A 15,858-nucleotide genomic window follows, 5' to 3' on the forward strand; every position below is an offset into this window, starting at 1 on the left:
GTCAGTCAAGCGTGACCTGCGTACCACCCATCAATCCTCAGCCGTTTTGTACAGTGCAGTGGACGGCGGCAGTCTGCCAGCCGTCACATCAACGTAGAGCCTTGATGAACGCTTGAATCTTCGCGTGATCCTTGATGCCCTTGCTCGCTTCGACCCCGCCACTGACATCCACGGCATAGGGCCGGACCCGCGCCACCGCGCCGGCGACATTATCCGGGGTCAGGCCGCCGGCCAGGATGATCGGCTTGCTCAGGCCTTGCGGTATCAAAGACCAGTCGAATGCTTCGCCGGTTCCGCCGGGAATGCCTTCGACATAGGCGTCGAGCAGTATGCCGCTGGCGCTTGGGTAAGCATCGCAGGCGGCGGCGATGTCATCACCGGCCTTGACCCGCAGCGCCTTGATGTAGGGACGGTGCCAGCCTTCGCAATCGGCGACGCCTTCATCGCCATGGAACTGCAACAGGTCCAGCGGCACCGCATCGAGGATTTCCCCCAGCTCGCAACGACTGGCGTTGACGAACAGCCCCACGGTGGTCACGAACGGCGGCAGCGCCTGGATGATTGCGCGCGCCTGCTGGAACGTCACCGCCCGGGGGCTTTTGGCGTAGAACACGAACCCGATGGCATCAGCCCCGGCCTCGACCGCTGCCAACGCATCTTCTATGCGGGTAATCCCACAAATCTTGCTGCGAACGGCTGACATGTCGACACAACTCCAAGACAAATCCGGGAAAGTCCCGGATGGTAACAAAAGCGTTCGAGGGCGTCAGCCGTCAAGTTCCGAGAAGCCGGTGAGGAAGTGTGGGCCGATGTAACGCTCCGGTAATTGGAACTCGTCACGGTACTCGACCTGCACCAGGTACAGGCCGAACGGATGCGCGGTGACTCCGCCGGTACGGCGCACGCGACTCTCCAGCACTTCCTTCATCCATTCAACCGGACGCTCACCGGCACCGATGGTCATCAGCACGCCGGCGATGTTGCGCACCATATGGTGCAGGAAAGCACTGGCGCGAATATCCAGCACGATCATCTTGCCATGACGGGTGACGCGCAGGTGGTGCAGCTCCTTGATCGGCGATTTGGCCTGGCACTGTCCGGCGCGGAAAGCGCTGAAGTCGTGAGTGCCGAGCAGGTAGCGGGCAGCCTCGGCCATGCGCTCGACGTCCAGCGGACGGTGATTCCAGGTGATTTCTTCGTTCAGGTGCGCCGGGCGGATCTGATCGTTGTAGATCACGTAGCGGTAGCGTCGGGCAATGGCCTTGAACCGCGCATGGAAATGCGCCGGCATGACCTTGGCCCAGCTGACACTGACGTCATGGGGCAAGTTGATGTTGGCGCCCATGACCCAGGCCTTCATCGAGCGCTCGACCTGGGTGTCGAAATGCACCACTTGGCCACATGCGTGGACCCCGGCGTCGGTGCGCCCGGCGCAGAGCAGCGACACGGGTGAGTCAGCCACTTTCGACAAGGCGTTTTCCAGGGTTTCCTGCACGGTGAGTACGCCCGATGCCTGGCGCTGCCAGCCGCGATAGCGCGAGCCTTTGTATTCAACGCCCAAGGCGATGCGGAAAAAGCCGTCGGCTGCCATTTCGGCGGCCGGGTTATCTATATTTGCCAAGGAGTGACAGCCTGCTGATGTGCGCAAAGGCGGGCATTATAAGGCTGACTGTAGGGGATGCCAGTACAACCGTCGCAGCTGCGGTGAATGTGCGGGCCCCTTCGCGGGCAAGCCCGCTCCCACAGGTTTCAGCTGTGTGCACAAAATTTATGCGCGATGCCGATCACTGTGGGAGCGGGCTTGCCCGGGATGGGGCCAGTATTGCCACATCATTTTCCGATAAAACAAAAACGGCAGCCTCACCAGGCTGCCGCTTCGTTTACACCCAAAACTCCACTCAAGCCAAACGCGACAGCATCTCCTTCGCTTCGCTCTTCTGCTCATCACTGCCTTCGGTCACCACCTCGTTGAGGATGTCACGGGCGCCGTCGCTATCACCCATGTCGATATAGGCCTGGGCCAGATCGAGCTTGGTGGCGGCTTCGTCGGTTCCTGAGAGGAAGTCGAAGTCCTCATCATCACCCAAGGCCGCATCGGCTTCGGTGAAGGTCGGCTCGCCGATGCTGTGGGACAGGTTTTCCAGCTCGGCGTTGACGTCCTCCAGTTCTGCCGCGAACGCATCCGGAGCCTCTTGCGCGTCCATTTCATCGGCCAGTGACAGGTCGAAATCCGCCGGCAACTCCAGGTCGTCCAGCGCAACCTCGGGAGCGGACGGCGCTTCGACGGGCGGCAAGTCCTTCACGCCTTCATCAAGGTCCAGATCCAGCAGGAAGTCATCTTCGGCGAGCATCGCCGGCGATGGCTCGGCACCCAGATCCAGGTCCAGATCGAAATCCGACAGGTCGTCGAGGTTTTCCTTGATCTCGGTCTGCTGCTGCAACACCGAGCCAAAGCTCAGGTCGTCGTCCAGCGGGAAGTCGTCCAGATCAGCCAGGGTAGTGACTTCTCGTTCCGGCGCCGCTGGCGTAACAGGCGTAACAGGCGTAACAGTGTCCAGATCATCCAGGCTCAGGTCGAATGCACTGTCGAGATCGTCCTCGGCAACTTCAGGTACCTGCGGCTCATCCAGCAGCAGCTCCTTCACGTATTGTGCATCCAGCTCGGCAGCGACGGCCGCCGCGGCGATACCGCCGGCAGCCACCAGCGCCATGGCCGGGAAGCGGCTTTTCAGCTGCTCGACCTGGGCGAAGTTATCGCCGTTGGCCACCAGCTGACGCTCCTGGGCGACGAACGCATCACGATCGCCTTGCTGGGCGTAGACCTCCATCAGCTTCAGGCGCAAGGCGCTGCGCTGAGGCTCGCGTTTGACGCCGTCTTCGAGCAACGCCGCCGCCTGGTTCAGGCGCCCGGCATTGATATGGGACTGCGCCTGCCCCAATACATCATCGGAGCGATCGGCCGCCGGAGACACCAGCGGTGCGGCGATTGGCGTGGTCATTACGGCAGAAGCGACCACCGGAGCCGGGGTTGGTACCGGAGCAGGTTGTGGCGTCGGCGTCGGCGTGGCTGCCAGCTTCACACTCGGAGGTGGAACATCGAGCCCCTCAAAGCTGCTGTGCGGCAAGTCGAGATCGGCCGGGAACTGCTGTTCTTCGGCGAGCGCCCGGGCCATGCGCATATGCTTTTCGGCTTCCTGCTGGGCTTTGCGGCGACGGGCCAGCAACAGCAACAGGAGCAGCAGCACCACTGCGCCACCACCCACCAGCCCGAGCAGCGCAGGATTGGTCAGCAGCTCATTGAACTTCTGATCGCCGGTCGCCACTGGCGCTGGCTCAACAGGCTTCTCGGCCGGCGCTGGAGTCGCCTCGGTTGCCGCCGGCGCAGTTGCAGCCGCACCAGGCGCCGGATTGGCCACCAGTTCGGCAGGCATCGTCTTCGAAGGCTGAGCAGCAGCCCCCGCCGCCCCTTCAACCTGCAACTTGGCCAGTTGATTATTCTTCAGTTCGATCAGCCGCTGTAGCTTGTCCATCTGGCTTTGCAGATCGGCCATTCGGCTTTTCAGTTCGGCGTTGTCCCGACGACTGGTGTCGAGGCTTTCCTGCGTCAGCGCCAGCTTGTCGTTCAGCGCCTTGGCATCGCCAGCGGCGCCTTTGCCCCGACTGCTGCCGGATTCGGCAGACACCAGGCTCAACTTGTCCGCCGCGCTTTGTGCGGGCGCAGCCTGGGTGCCAGGACGATTGGTCGCGTCGAGCTGCTGCTGCCCTGCCGCCGGCCTGGCCACGTAACGTCGACCCTGGCGCCACGCGGTGTTTTGCGCGGCCACTTCAGCGATAGCCTTGGGTTGCGCCAGGTTGGTGCTTTGTACCTGATCAGGCAAACGCAGCACCTGACCGGTTTTCAAGCGGTTGATGTTGCCATCGATGAAGGCATCCGGGTTCAGCGCCTGAATAGCCAGCATGGTTTGCTGGATCGACCCGCCGTTACGCGCCTTGGCGGCGATTTCCCAGAGGGTATCGCGCGGCGTGGTGATGTGCTGGGTCGGCTTGCTTGCACCGGTAACCGGCGCGGCGACGGCTGGCGTCGTTGCAGGCTGCGCAGCCGCCTCGGCGGTTTGCGGCGAAAACTTGGAGGGATCGAGCAGCAGGCTGTAATCGCGCAACAAACGGCCGTTCGGCCACATCACCTGAACCAGGAATTTAACCATTGGTTCGGAAAGTGGCTTGCTGGAGGTCACACGCAGGATGCTTTTGCCGCCGGCATTGAGAACCGGGGTGAAGGTCAAGTCGTTGAGAAACGCCTGGCGGTCGACACCGGCCTTGGCGAAATCTTCAGGTGAAGCCAGGCTCGGCACCACTTCCGCAGCGGTGAGTTCCTTGACATCGAGCAGCTCGATTTCCGCAACCAATGGCTGGTTGAGCGTCGATTTCAGGGTCAGCTCCCCGAGCCCGAGGGCATGCGCCATACCGGAGGACAGCGCCGAGGCGGCCGCTATTGCTAACACCAGTTTGCGAACTTGAACCATGGTTCATCCTTAGTTTGAACATTCCTCGGCCAGCGAGAAGGTATTGATAGCCGCTGCCGCAAGGCATTGCGCACGACGGCGAGGGGGCGTCGCGCGCGATCGTTTCATTGATGCCACGCAAAGCCCCGAAGAGCGGCTCGCCTTCGGCATTCCGGCAAGCATAGGCCTGCCCGGAATCATTAGACAAATAGTTGCCAAGTATCTTTTACAGCAGGTCTTTTATCAACAATTCAGCCAGTTGCACAGCATTGAGCGCGGCGCCTTTGCGTACGTTATCTGACGTCATCCACAGATTAAGTTCCGCCGGGTCATCTATACCGCCGCGCACCCGACCAACGTAGACCACATCCTGCCCTACCGCATCACCCACCGGGGTCGGATAATCGCCGGCTTCCACCAGTTCGATACCGGGCGCATCGTCCAGGGCCGCGTTGACTTTTGCCAGGTCAATATCGCTCGCCGACTGAAGGGTCACGTTAAAGCTATCGCCAAAAAACACCGGGGCTTGAATGCAAGTGACGGAAATTTTCAACAAAGGCATCGCGATGACCTGGCGCAGTTCGCGTACCAGGCGTTTTTCCAGCAGTGTATGACCGTGCTCATCCGGCTTGCCAACCTGTGCCAGCAGGTTAAACGCCATCTGCCGGTCGAAGAAGCTTGGCTCCAGCGGGCGGACATTCAACAACTCGGCGGTCTGTCGCGCCAGTTCGGTCACGGCTTCGCGGCCTTGCGCCGAAACGGCCAGGCTGGCGGTCAGGCTGACGCGCTGCAAGTCGAGCAAACCGAGCAATGGCGCCAACACCACGGCCAATGTCGTGGCCGAAGGGCTCGGGCTGCTGACCTGGAAAGGTTTTTTCAAACCGGCCAACCGTTCTGCGTTGGCTTCCGGCACGACCTGCGGCGCCTGATCGGCTGGCAAGGCGCCAGACAAATCGATCAGCGAGCAGCCGGCCGCCGTGGCGCGCGAGGCGAAACTCAGGGTCACTGCCGGGCCGGCGGCGAAGAACACCAGCTGCACTTTGCTGAAGTCGAACTCGTCGACTTCACGCACCCGCACGTTCTTGCCACGAAACGGCACCGAATGGCCAGCCGATTCGCTACTGGCCAGCAGGTGCAGGTTGCCGACCGGAAAATCGCGTTCCTCGAGGATCTGCACGAGGGTTTCGCCGACAGTACCGGTGGCGCCGATCACGGCGATATCTATGGGCTGGCTCATGGTTTGACCTCTGGCGAAACGGGAGGAGCGGCACTTTACCGGGTGACTGGCATGCAGGCAATTTCTGACGGGGATTTGTAGTGCCTGTAAAGGCCCCTTCGCGAGCAAGCCCGCTCCCACAGGGGTACATATTCCATTGTGGGAGCGGGCTTGCTCGCGAAGGCGGCTTATCAGGCAACCGCCCCCACTGCCAGGTATTAAAAAACCCGCGCCTCTTGCAAGGCGCGGGTTCTTTCATAACGTCAGTCGATCAACGCTCGAGCAGGATCCGCAGCATGCGACGCAGCGGCTCGGCGGCGCCCCACAGCAGCTGGTCGCCGACGGTGAATGCGCCAACGAACTGAGAACCCATGTTCAGCTTGCGCAGACGGCCAACCGGAACATTCAGGGTGCCAGTGACCTTCGTCGGGCTCAGCTCCTGCATGCTGATATCGCGGTTGTTCGGTACCAGCTTGACCCAAGGGTTGTGCTGGCTGATCAGCCCTTCGATATCGGCGATCGGCACGTCTTTGTTCAGCTTGATGGTCAGCGCCTGGCTGTGGCAACGCATGGCACCGATGCGCACGCAGATGCCATCGACCGGGATCGGGCTCTTGAAACGACCGAGGATCTTGTTGGTCTCGGCCTGGGCCTTCCACTCTTCGCGGCTCTGACCGTTCGGCAGTTCCTTGTCGATCCACGGGATCAGGCTGCCGGCCAGCGGCACGCCGAAGTTTTCGGTCGGGTACGCGTCACTGCGCATGGCTTCGGCCACACGACGGTCGATGTCGAGGATCGCGCTGGCCGGATCGGCCAGTTGATCGGCGACAGCGGCGTGGGTCGCACCCATCTGCTTGATCAGTTCACGCATGTTCTGCGCGCCGGCGCCGCTAGCCGCCTGATAGGTCATTGCGCTCATCCACTCCACCAGGCCGGCTTCAAACAGACCACCCAGGCCCATCAGCATCAGACTGACGGTGCAGTTGCCGCCGATGTAGTTCTTGGTGCCCGCGTCCAGTTGCTGGTCGATGACCTTGCGGTTGACCGGGTCCAGGACGATGACCGCGTCATCCTGCATGCGCAGGCTGGAAGCGGCGTCGATCCAGTAACCCTGCCAGCCGGCTTCGCGCAGTTTCGGGAAGACTTCACTGGTGTAGTCGCCACCCTGGCAGGTCAGAATCACGTCGAGGGTTTTCAGCTCTTCAATGCTGTAAGCGTCCTTGAGCGGAGCAATATCCTTGCCCACGGACGGGCCTTGGCCACCGACATTCGAAGTGGTGAAAAACACCGGCTCGATGAGATCGAAATCCTGCTCTTCCAGCATCCGCTGCATGAGCACGGAACCGACCATACCGCGCCAACCGATCAGACCTACACGTTTCATCGCAACTACACCTTCTTAAAAAGTGGGCCGCTGCTTTCGAAGTTGAAAGTGGCAGCGGGCCCGAGAGATTACAGATTCCGGAGCGCGGCGACTACTGCGTCGCCCATTTCCTGGGTACCGACTTTAGTGCAACCTGCCGACCAGATGTCGCCTGTGCGCAAGCCCTGATCCAGCACCAGGCTGACGGCTTGTTCGATGGCATCGGCCGCGGCCTGCTGGTTGAAGCTGTAACGCAGCATCATCGATACCGACAAAATGGTCGCCAACGGGTTGGCGATGCCCTTGCCTGCGATGTCCGGCGCGGAACCGTGGCAAGGCTCATACATGCCCTTGTTGTTGGTATCCAGGGACGCCGATGGCAGCATGCCGATGGAGCCGGTGAGCATCGACGCCTGGTCGGACAGGATGTCACCGAACATGTTGTCGGTAACGATCACGTCAAACTGCTTAGGCGCACGCACCAGTTGCATGGCAGCGTTGTCGACGTACATGTGGCTCAGCTCGACTTGCGGGTAATCCTTGGCCACTTCCTCGACGATTTCACGCCACAGCTGGCTGGATGCCAATACGTTGGCCTTGTCCACCGAGCACAGCTTCTTGCCGCGGACCATGGCCATGTCGAAGCCGACACGGGCGATGCGGCGGATTTCGCTTTCGCTGTACGGCAGGGTGTCGTAGGACTGACGCTCGCCATTTTCCAGGGTACGGGTGCCGCGTGGCGCGCCGAAGTAGATGCCGCCGGTCAGTTCGCGAACGATGAGGATGTCCAGGCCGGCGACGACTTCCGGCTTCAGGCTCGAAGCTTCGGCGAGTTGCGGGTACAGGATCGCCGGACGCAGGTTGCCGAACAGGCCCAGTTGCGCACGGATTTTCAGCAGGCCGCGCTCAGGGCGGATGTCACGCTCGATGGTGTCCCATTTCGGGCCGCCAACAGCGCCCAGCAGCACGGCATCGGCAGCGCGGGCACGTTCCAGGGTCTCATCGGCCAGGGGCACGCCGTGCTTGTCGATGGCTGCGCCGCCGATCACGTCGTGGCTCAGCTCGAAGCCGAGGCCGAACCTGTCGCTCGCCAACTCCAGCACCTTGACCGCTTCGGCCATGATTTCCGGGCCAATACCGTCACCTGGAAGAATCAGAATCTGCTTGCTCATGCTTTCCTCATGTCATCAGTCGGTGCGCCCCAGGGGCACACCCGGAAAAATTCTATCGATCGGTGGCTATCTTTCTACAAACAGCACCAGCACATCGGTACTGAACGAACCATCGGCCTCAATCTCGAAATATTCGCGCACTTCGTTGCCCATCGACTGCTGCAACTTGCGGATCGCGGCGCGCATCACCTCGGGTGTGCGCATGCGCTCGACCCAGGAGGTGTATTCCAGACGCAGACGCTGCCGTGTGGTGCTGCGGGTGTGCAACCCCGCTTCGCTCACCTGGCGCAACCACTCGCCCGCAGAGTAATCGCGCACATGGCTGGTGTCGCGCAGCACTTCGACGCTTTGCAGGTAAGTGTCGAACAATGGGCTACCCGGTGACAACACATCGATGAACGCTGCCACGCCACCAGGCTTGAGCACCCTACGCACTTCCCGCAGGGCCAGGCCGAGATCGCTCCAGTGGTGCGCAGAGTAACGGCTGAAGACGAAATCGAACTCGCCATCGGCGAACGGCAGGCGCTCGGCGGCACCGTTGACCGTGGACACGTTGCTCAAGCCACGGTCTTTAGCAGCGGCAGCGACCACATCGAGCATCTGCTGCGACAGGTCGTAGGCCACCACTTCTTTCGCCAATGAGGCTACGTGAAAACTCACATGACCGGCACCGCAACCCAGATCCAGAACCCTGGCATCGCCCTGCCCCGCCAGCTCGGCCTGCAGCAGCGCGAATTCAGTGCCTTGAGCGTGTACGGCGCTGCTCAGGTAGGCCGAGGCCTGTTCACCGAATTGCTTCTGGACTACCTGACTGTGCTGGGCGGTGCTGGTCATGAGGGGCTTCCTTTTGGCGTGAGTCTTGTGTCGTCTGAGCTGCCGTCTTCGCGAGCAAGCCCGCTCCCACAGAGGTTTTGTTTACGCCGCAAATCCAATGTGGGAGCGGGCTTGCTCGCGAAGGGGCCGGCCCTGCTTACATCAATTTCAAATCAATCAAGCATCACGAAACAACCAAGGCTGGCTCGCCCGATGCTTGCCTTCAAACGCCGCAATCGCCTCATGGTCCTGCAACGTCAAGCCGATATCGTCCAGGCCATTCAACAGGCAATGCTTGCGGAAGGCGTCGATTTCAAAGTTCAACACCTTGCCATCCGGACGGGTCACCGTCTGGGCTTGCAGGTCAACCTGCAACTGGTAACCAGGGTTCGCTTCAACCTGCTGGAACAGTTCGTCGACTTCGGCATCGCTCAAGATGATCGGCAGCAAGCCATTCTTGAAGCTGTTGTTGAAGAAGATGTCGGCATAGCTCGGCGCGATGATGCTGCGAAAACCGTATTCTTCCAGTGCCCATGGCGCGTGCTCACGGCTGGAGCCGCAACCGAAGTTTTCGCGGGTCAGCAACACGCTGGCGCCCTGATAACGCTCGGCATTGAGGACGAAGTCCTTGTTCAGCGGGCGCTTGGAGTTGTCCTGATACGGCTGCCCCACATCCAGGTAGCGCCATTCATCGAACAGGTTCGGGCCAAAGCCGGTGCGCTTGATCGATTTCAAGAATTGCTTGGGGATGATCTGGTCGGTGTCGACGTTGGCACGGTCCAAAGGCGCGACAAGTCCAGTGTGCTGGGTAAAAGCTTTCATGCTGCGCTCCTTAGATCAATTCACGGACGTCGACGAAACGACCGTTCACAGCGGCGGCCGCGGCCATGGCCGGGCTGACGAGGTGGGTGCGCCCACCGGCGCCCTGACGGCCTTCGAAGTTGCGGTTGGAGGTCGAGGCGCAATGCTCGCCGGACTCCAAACGGTCCGGATTCATCGCCAGGCACATCGAGCACCCCGGCTCACGCCATTCGAAACCGGCTTCGAGGAAGATCTTGTCCAGGCCTTCCGATTCGGCCTGGGCTTTCACCAGGCCCGAGCCCGGCACCACGATGGCCTGCTTGATGGTCGAAGCCACTTTACGACCCTTGGCGATCACGGCCGCAGCGCGCAAATCTTCGATCCGCGAGTTGGTGCAGGAGCCGATGAACACGCGGTCCAGTTGAATGTCAGTGATCGCCTGATTGGCGGTCAAACCCATGTACTTCAAGGCACGCACGATCGAATCGCGTTTGACCAGGTCCATTTCCTTCGCAGGGTCCGGCACGTTCTGATCCACGGCCAACACCATCTCGGGCGAAGTGCCCCAGCTGACTTGCGGCTTGATCTGGGTCGCGTCGAGTTCGACGACAGTGTCGAATACCGCATCGGCGTCGGACACCAGGTCCTTCCAGGCTTCGACGGCCAAGTCCCACTCAGCGCCTTTCGGGGCGAATGGACGGCCCTTGACGTAAGCCACGGTCTTCTCGTCCGCCGCCACCAGGCCTACGCGAGCGCCGGCCTCGATGGACATGTTGCAGATGGTCATGCGGCCTTCGACGGACAGGTCACGAATCGCGCTGCCGGCGAACTCGATGGCGTGACCGTTACCGCCGGCGGTGCCGATCTTGCCGATCACGGCCAGAACGATGTCCTTGGCAGTCACACCGAACGGCAACTTGCCTTCGACAGACACCAGCATGTTCTTCATTTTCTTGGCGACCAGGCACTGGGTGGCGAGCACGTGCTCGACCTCGGAAGTGCCGATACCGTGAGCCAGGGCACCAAACGCGCCGTGGGTCGAGGTGTGGGAGTCGCCGCAGACCACGGTCATGCCCGGCAAGGTCGCACCCTGCTCCGGGCCGATGACGTGGACGATGCCCTGGCGCACGTCGTTCATCTTGAATTCGACGATGCCGTATTCGTCGCAGTTGTCGTCGAGGGTCTGGACCTGCAGACGCGAGACCTGGTCAACGATGGCCTCGACGCCGCCCTTACGCTCAGGCGTGGTCGGTACGTTGTGGTCCGGGGTCGCAATGTTGGCATCGATGCGCCAAGGCTTGCGCCCGGCCAGACGCAGGCCTTCGAAGGCTTGCGGCGAGGTCACTTCGTGAATGATGTGACGATCGATGTAGATCAACGCAGAGCCATCGTCGCGCTGCTTGACCAAATGCGAATCCCAGAGCTTGTCGTAGAGCGTTTTGCCGGCCATCAGACGGTTTCCTCATCAGCTTGTTTCTATGCCTTGGGTCTGAGCGATTCAATAACCCCTTGGCTTGTGAGGCTGATCCTATGGCGTTACATTAAATAACTCAAATTCATATTTTTTATGCTTTGGATAACCATCTGGAATACAACCATGGACCTGGCCAACCTCAATGCTTTTATTGCCATCGCCGAGACCGGCAGCTTCTCCGGCGCCGGTGAACGCCTGCACCTGACCCAGCCGGCCATCAGCAAGCGCATCGCCGGGCTGGAGCAGCAATTGAAGGTGCGCCTGTTCGATCGCCTGGGTCGCGAAGTCAGCCTGACCGAAGCCGGGCGCGCCCTGCTGCCGCGGGCCTATCAGATTCTGAACGTGCTCGATGATACCCGCCGCGCCCTGACCAACCTCACCGGCGAAGTGAGCGGCCGCCTGACCCTCGCCACCAGCCACCACATCGGCCTGCATCGGCTGCCGCCTTTGTTAAGGGAGTTCACCCGACGCTATCCCCAAGTAGCACTGGATATTCAGTTCCTCGACTCGGAAGTGGCCTATGAAGAGATCCTCCACGGCCGCGCCGAGCTGGCGGTCATCACCCTGGCCCCGGAACCCCACACACTGGTCAAAGCCACACCGGTGTGGGACGACCCGCTGGACTTCGTGGTCGCCCCCGAGCACTCGCTGATCAACAACGGCAAGGTCAGCCTGGCCGACATTGCCCGGCATCCGGCGGTATTCCCCGGCGGCAACACCTTTACCCACCACATCGTCCAGCACCTCTTTGAAGCCCAGGGCCTGACGCCGAACATCGCCATGAGCACCAACTACCTGGAAACCATCAAGATGATGGTCTCGATCGGCCTGGCCTGGAGCGTGTTGCCGCGCACGATGCTCGATGAACAGGTCGCGCGCATACCTTTGCCGGGCATACAGCTCACTCGCCAGCTAGGCTATATCCTGCACACGGAAAGGACGCTGTCGAATGCTGCGCGGGCCTTCATGGCCTTGCTGGATGCTCAAATCGAACTGCCAGGGACTCAAGGCTGACTTGTGCTACTCCTATAGGGCCGCGAATTCCTGCAACAAACGCCTATTCAGCTCAAGGCCTGCCAATGCCGAAATCTGTTGACCGTATTCCACCGATGCCACGTATTCAGGCGCTTGATCCCAAAAACTCCGAACAGAGCTGGGAAAGCGCCTCTCAATTGCTGGCCGCACTCAATGGCGCGCGCCTGGGTGCCTGGTATTGGGACATCGAACGCGGGCAGATCAGTTGGTCCCGGGGCACTCAGGCGCTGTTCGGCTTCGACCCCCGGCAACCGCTGCCGGCCGATCTGGAATACCTCGACTTGCTGGCCCCGGAGGATCGGGCGAAAACCGTGCGCGCCTTCCACGCAGTCGTTGCCGGCGCGCCGCTGGAACAGGTGATGCGCCACCGCATCCGCTGGCCCGACGGCAGCCTGCACTGGCTGGAAATCAGCGGCAGCCTGGTACCAGATAAAAAAGGCCGCCCGCGAATGATTGGCGTGATCCGCGAAATCACCCAGCAGCGCCAGCGCGAGCAGGCGCTGAGCAGCTCGGAAAAGCGCTTTGCCACACTGTTTCACCTGTGCCCGAACATGGTCCTGCTGACCCGCCAGGAAGACGGCCTGATCACTGAAGCCAACCAGCATTTCGAAAGCCTGTTCGGCTGGCCGGTGCAACACGCGATCGGTCGTACCACCCTGGAGCTTGGGCTGTGGGTGCATCCGCAACAGCGAGCGGAACTGGTCGCGGCCACCAAGGCCAAGGGTGACCTGGTGAGCATGGAGGTGCAATTTCGCGCCAGTAACGGGCGGATCCTCGACGGAATTCTCAGCGCTCAGAAAGTCGAACTCGAAGGCCAACCCTATCTGCTGAGCACCTTCCTCGACACCACCGAACGCAAAGTCGCCGAACAGGCCCTCAAGGACAGTCAGGAACGCCTCGACCTGGCCCTGGACTCGGCGCAGCTCGGCACCTGGGACTGGCACATTCCCAGCGGCATGCTGTATGGCTCGGCGCGCGCCGCCCAACTGCACGGGCTGGAGCCCAAACCCTTCCACGAAGCCTTCGAAGCGTTTTTTGAAGGAGTGCCCGGCGATGAACGCGACACCATGCGCGACGCCTATCGCAGCTTGCGCGAAGGTCCGGCCGGCAATTATCAGCTGACCTATCGCGTACAGTTGCCCGACGGCAGCTCACGCTACCTGGAAAGCCGCGCCCGCCTCTACCGAGATGAAAACGGTGTGCCCCTGCGCATGGCCGGCACCCTGCTCGACATCACCGATCAGGTCGAGCGCGAACAACGGCTGGTGGCCTCCGAAGAGAAATTCGCCACCCTGTTCCAGGTCAGCCCGGACCCGATCTGCGTGACTCGCCAGGACACCGGTCAGTTCATCGAGATCAACTCCAGCTTCAGCCAGATCTTCGGCTGGAGCGCCGCCGATGTGATCGGCCGCAGCGCCGACGAAATCGGCCTGTGGGACGCTTCGGCAAAAAGCCTGCAACGGATCGAACGAGTCATCCGCGAACAAGGCCTGGACAATGTGGCCATCCTCGTCCGGCACAAGGACGGACAATCCCTGACCTGTGTGATATCCAGCCGCCAGATCAGTGTCGGGGAGCAGCCGTGCATCGTCACCACCTTGCGCGACATCAGCCAGCAGCAGCGCTCGGAAGCCGCTCTCAAGTCCAGCGAAGAGAAGTTCGCCAAGGCGTTCCACTCCAGCCCCGACGCCATCACCATCACCGAGCGCGACACCGGCCGTTATCTGGAGGTCAACGATGGTTTTTGCCGCCTGACCGGCTACCGGGCCGACGAAGTGATCGGCCGCACGGTGTATCAGGTCGGAATCTGGGCTGAAGACAAGCAGCGCTCAGCGCTGCTGGCCGAGCTGCAACTCAAGGGCCGGGTTCACCACCAGGAGATGCTCGGGCGTAACAAGCGCGGCGAGCTGCTGACCGTCGAAGTCTCGGTGGAACCCATCACCCTCAATGAAACCGCGTGCCTGCTGCTCACCGCGCGGGACGTCAGCCTGCTGAAAAATGCCGAAGCGCAGATCCGCCATCTGGCCTATCACGATCCGCTGACCAACCTGCCCAACCGCGCCCTGCTGATGGACCGCCTGAGCCAGCAGATCGCCCTGCTCAAGCGCCACAACCTGCGCGGTGCGCTGATGTTCCTCGACCTCGATCACTTCAAGCACATCAACGACTCTCTCGGCCACCCGGTCGGCGATACCGTGCTGAAGATCATCACCGCCCGCCTTGAAGCCAGCGTCCGCATGGAAGACACCGTGGCCCGCCTCGGTGGTGACGAATTCGTGGTGCTGCTCAGCGGCCTCGAAGGTTCGCGCAACGAGGTCAACGATCAGGTACTGGAGCTGGCCGACACCATTCGCGAACTGCTGTCGGAGCCGATGTTCCTCGATGGCCAGCGCCTGCAAGTGACACCGAGCATCGGCATCGCCCTGATTCCCGACCACGGCTCGACGCCCACCGACCTGCTCAAGCGCGCCGACATCGCGCTTTATCGCGCCAAGGATTCGGGGCGCAATACCGCGCAGATGTATCACAACACCATGCAGAAGGCCGCGAGCGAGCGCCTGCGCATGGAAACCGACCTGCGCCAGGCCTTGTCCCGGGGCGAATTTCACGTGCACTACCAACCCCAGGTCGACGCCCGCGGCGACCGCATCGTCGGCGCCGAAGCGCTGGTACGCTGGAACCACCCGGCGCTCGGCGCGCAATCGCCCAGCGAGTTCATCAAGGTCCTGGAAGACAGCGGACTGATTCTGGAGGTCGGCAACTGGATCCTCGACGAAGCCTGTAAAGCCTTTAAGCACCTGGTCGCCAGTGGCCTGGTGGACCCGCACAGGTTCAGCCTTTGCGTGAACATAAGCCCGCGCCAGTTCCGCCAGAACGACTTTGTCGAGCGCGTCGAAAACAGCCTGACCAGCTGTGGCCTGCCCTGCTCGCTACTGAAACTCGAAATCACCGAAGGCATCGTGATCCAGAACCTGGAAGACACCATCAACAAAATGCGCCGCCTGAAGAAGCTCGGCGTCAGTTTTGCCATGGACGACTTCGGCACCGGTTATTCCTCATTGACCCACCTCAAGCGCCTGCCCGTCGACACCCTGAAAATCGACCAGTCGTTCATCCGCGACGCCACCAGTGACCCGAACGACGCCGAGATCATCCGCGCAATCGTCGCCATGGCCCACAGCCTGGATCTTAAGGTGATTGCCGAAGGCGTGGAGACAGCGGAACAGCTGGAGTTTCTGCAGGGGCTGGAGTGCCATTTTTATCAGGGGTATTTGTACAGCCCGCCACTGCCGATCGCAGAATTCCAGAAACTCCTGAAATAACACAACCCCCGCAGGAACTGCCGAACGCGGCCCGAGCCTTCGGCAGATCCTACAGAACATCAAGAACCGTCCTACACAAAACAACGCAACCTCTGATTTATCTCCCTGCACCGCCTCACTAGCGTGTTCGTCCCTGCCAATAGACCAAGGACAACCCTG

Annotated in this window: 11 protein-coding genes; 2 read left to right on the plus strand and 9 right to left on the minus strand. The window is 61.3% G+C overall.

The annotated features are described in order from the left end of the window. Window positions 1–88: 88 nt before the first annotated feature. From KW839_RS11690 to leuC, 9 genes are all read right to left on the minus strand, one after another. Window positions 89–703 (minus strand): phosphoribosylanthranilate isomerase, encoded by a 615-nt coding sequence (locus KW839_RS11690; protein ID WP_218424425.1) that lies wholly within the window; start codon window positions 701–703, stop codon window positions 89–91. A 63-nt stretch (window positions 704–766) separates the two neighbouring features. Further along, window positions 767–1,591: a tRNA pseudouridine(38-40) synthase TruA gene (gene truA / locus KW839_RS11695; RefSeq protein WP_060540053.1), complete on the minus strand. Its 825-nt coding sequence runs from the start codon at window positions 1,589–1,591 to the stop codon at window positions 767–769. Between the two features lie 307 nt (window positions 1,592–1,898). Next, complete coding sequence (locus KW839_RS11700; RefSeq protein WP_060540054.1) at window positions 1,899–4,523, minus strand: FimV/HubP family polar landmark protein; 2,625 nt, start codon at window positions 4,521–4,523, stop codon at window positions 1,899–1,901. 205 nt (window positions 4,524–4,728) lie between these two features. After that, the gene (locus tag KW839_RS11705) at window positions 4,729–5,739 is read right to left on the minus strand and encodes an aspartate-semialdehyde dehydrogenase (RefSeq protein WP_060540055.1); all 1,011 of its coding nucleotides are present in this window, start codon (window positions 5,737–5,739) and stop codon (window positions 4,729–4,731) included. Between the two features lie 250 nt (window positions 5,740–5,989). Continuing rightward, a complete protein-coding gene (asd, locus tag KW839_RS11710; protein WP_046026895.1) occupies window positions 5,990–7,102 on the minus strand; it encodes an aspartate-semialdehyde dehydrogenase in 1,113 nt (370 codons plus the stop codon). 68 nt (window positions 7,103–7,170) lie between these two features. Continuing rightward, on the minus strand, window positions 7,171–8,253 hold the full coding sequence (gene leuB / locus KW839_RS11715) for a 3-isopropylmalate dehydrogenase (protein ID WP_218424426.1): 1,083 nt from the start codon (window positions 8,251–8,253) through the stop codon (window positions 7,171–7,173). Window positions 8,254–8,319: 66 nt separating this feature from the next. Continuing rightward, entirely contained in the window at window positions 8,320–9,087 is a 768-nt protein-coding gene (locus tag KW839_RS11720) for a class I SAM-dependent methyltransferase (RefSeq protein ID WP_218424427.1), read from the minus strand. A 156-nt stretch (window positions 9,088–9,243) separates the two neighbouring features. Continuing rightward, window positions 9,244–9,888, minus strand: coding sequence for a 3-isopropylmalate dehydratase small subunit (gene leuD / locus KW839_RS11725; protein ID WP_218424428.1), 645 nt, complete (start codon window positions 9,886–9,888; stop codon window positions 9,244–9,246). A 10-nt stretch (window positions 9,889–9,898) separates the two neighbouring features. Continuing rightward, window positions 9,899–11,317 (minus strand): 3-isopropylmalate dehydratase large subunit, encoded by a 1,419-nt coding sequence (gene leuC / locus KW839_RS11730; protein ID WP_060540059.1) that lies wholly within the window; start codon window positions 11,315–11,317, stop codon window positions 9,899–9,901. A 147-nt stretch (window positions 11,318–11,464) separates the two neighbouring features. On the opposite strand from leuC, the gene KW839_RS11735 reads away from it, so the two are divergent. Beyond that, the gene (locus tag KW839_RS11735; protein ID WP_218424429.1) at window positions 11,465–12,355 is read left to right on the plus strand and encodes a LysR family transcriptional regulator; all 891 of its coding nucleotides are present in this window, start codon (window positions 11,465–11,467) and stop codon (window positions 12,353–12,355) included. A 65-nt stretch (window positions 12,356–12,420) separates the two neighbouring features. Then, the gene (locus KW839_RS11740) at window positions 12,421–15,699 is read left to right on the plus strand and encodes a PAS domain S-box protein (RefSeq protein ID WP_218424430.1); all 3,279 of its coding nucleotides are present in this window, start codon (window positions 12,421–12,423) and stop codon (window positions 15,697–15,699) included. Window positions 15,700–15,858 lie beyond the last annotated feature (159 nt).

It is taken from the genome of Pseudomonas sp. PDM31 (assembly GCF_019218965.1).
In the GTDB taxonomy this organism is placed as follows: Bacteria; Pseudomonadota; Gammaproteobacteria; order Pseudomonadales; family Pseudomonadaceae; genus Aquipseudomonas.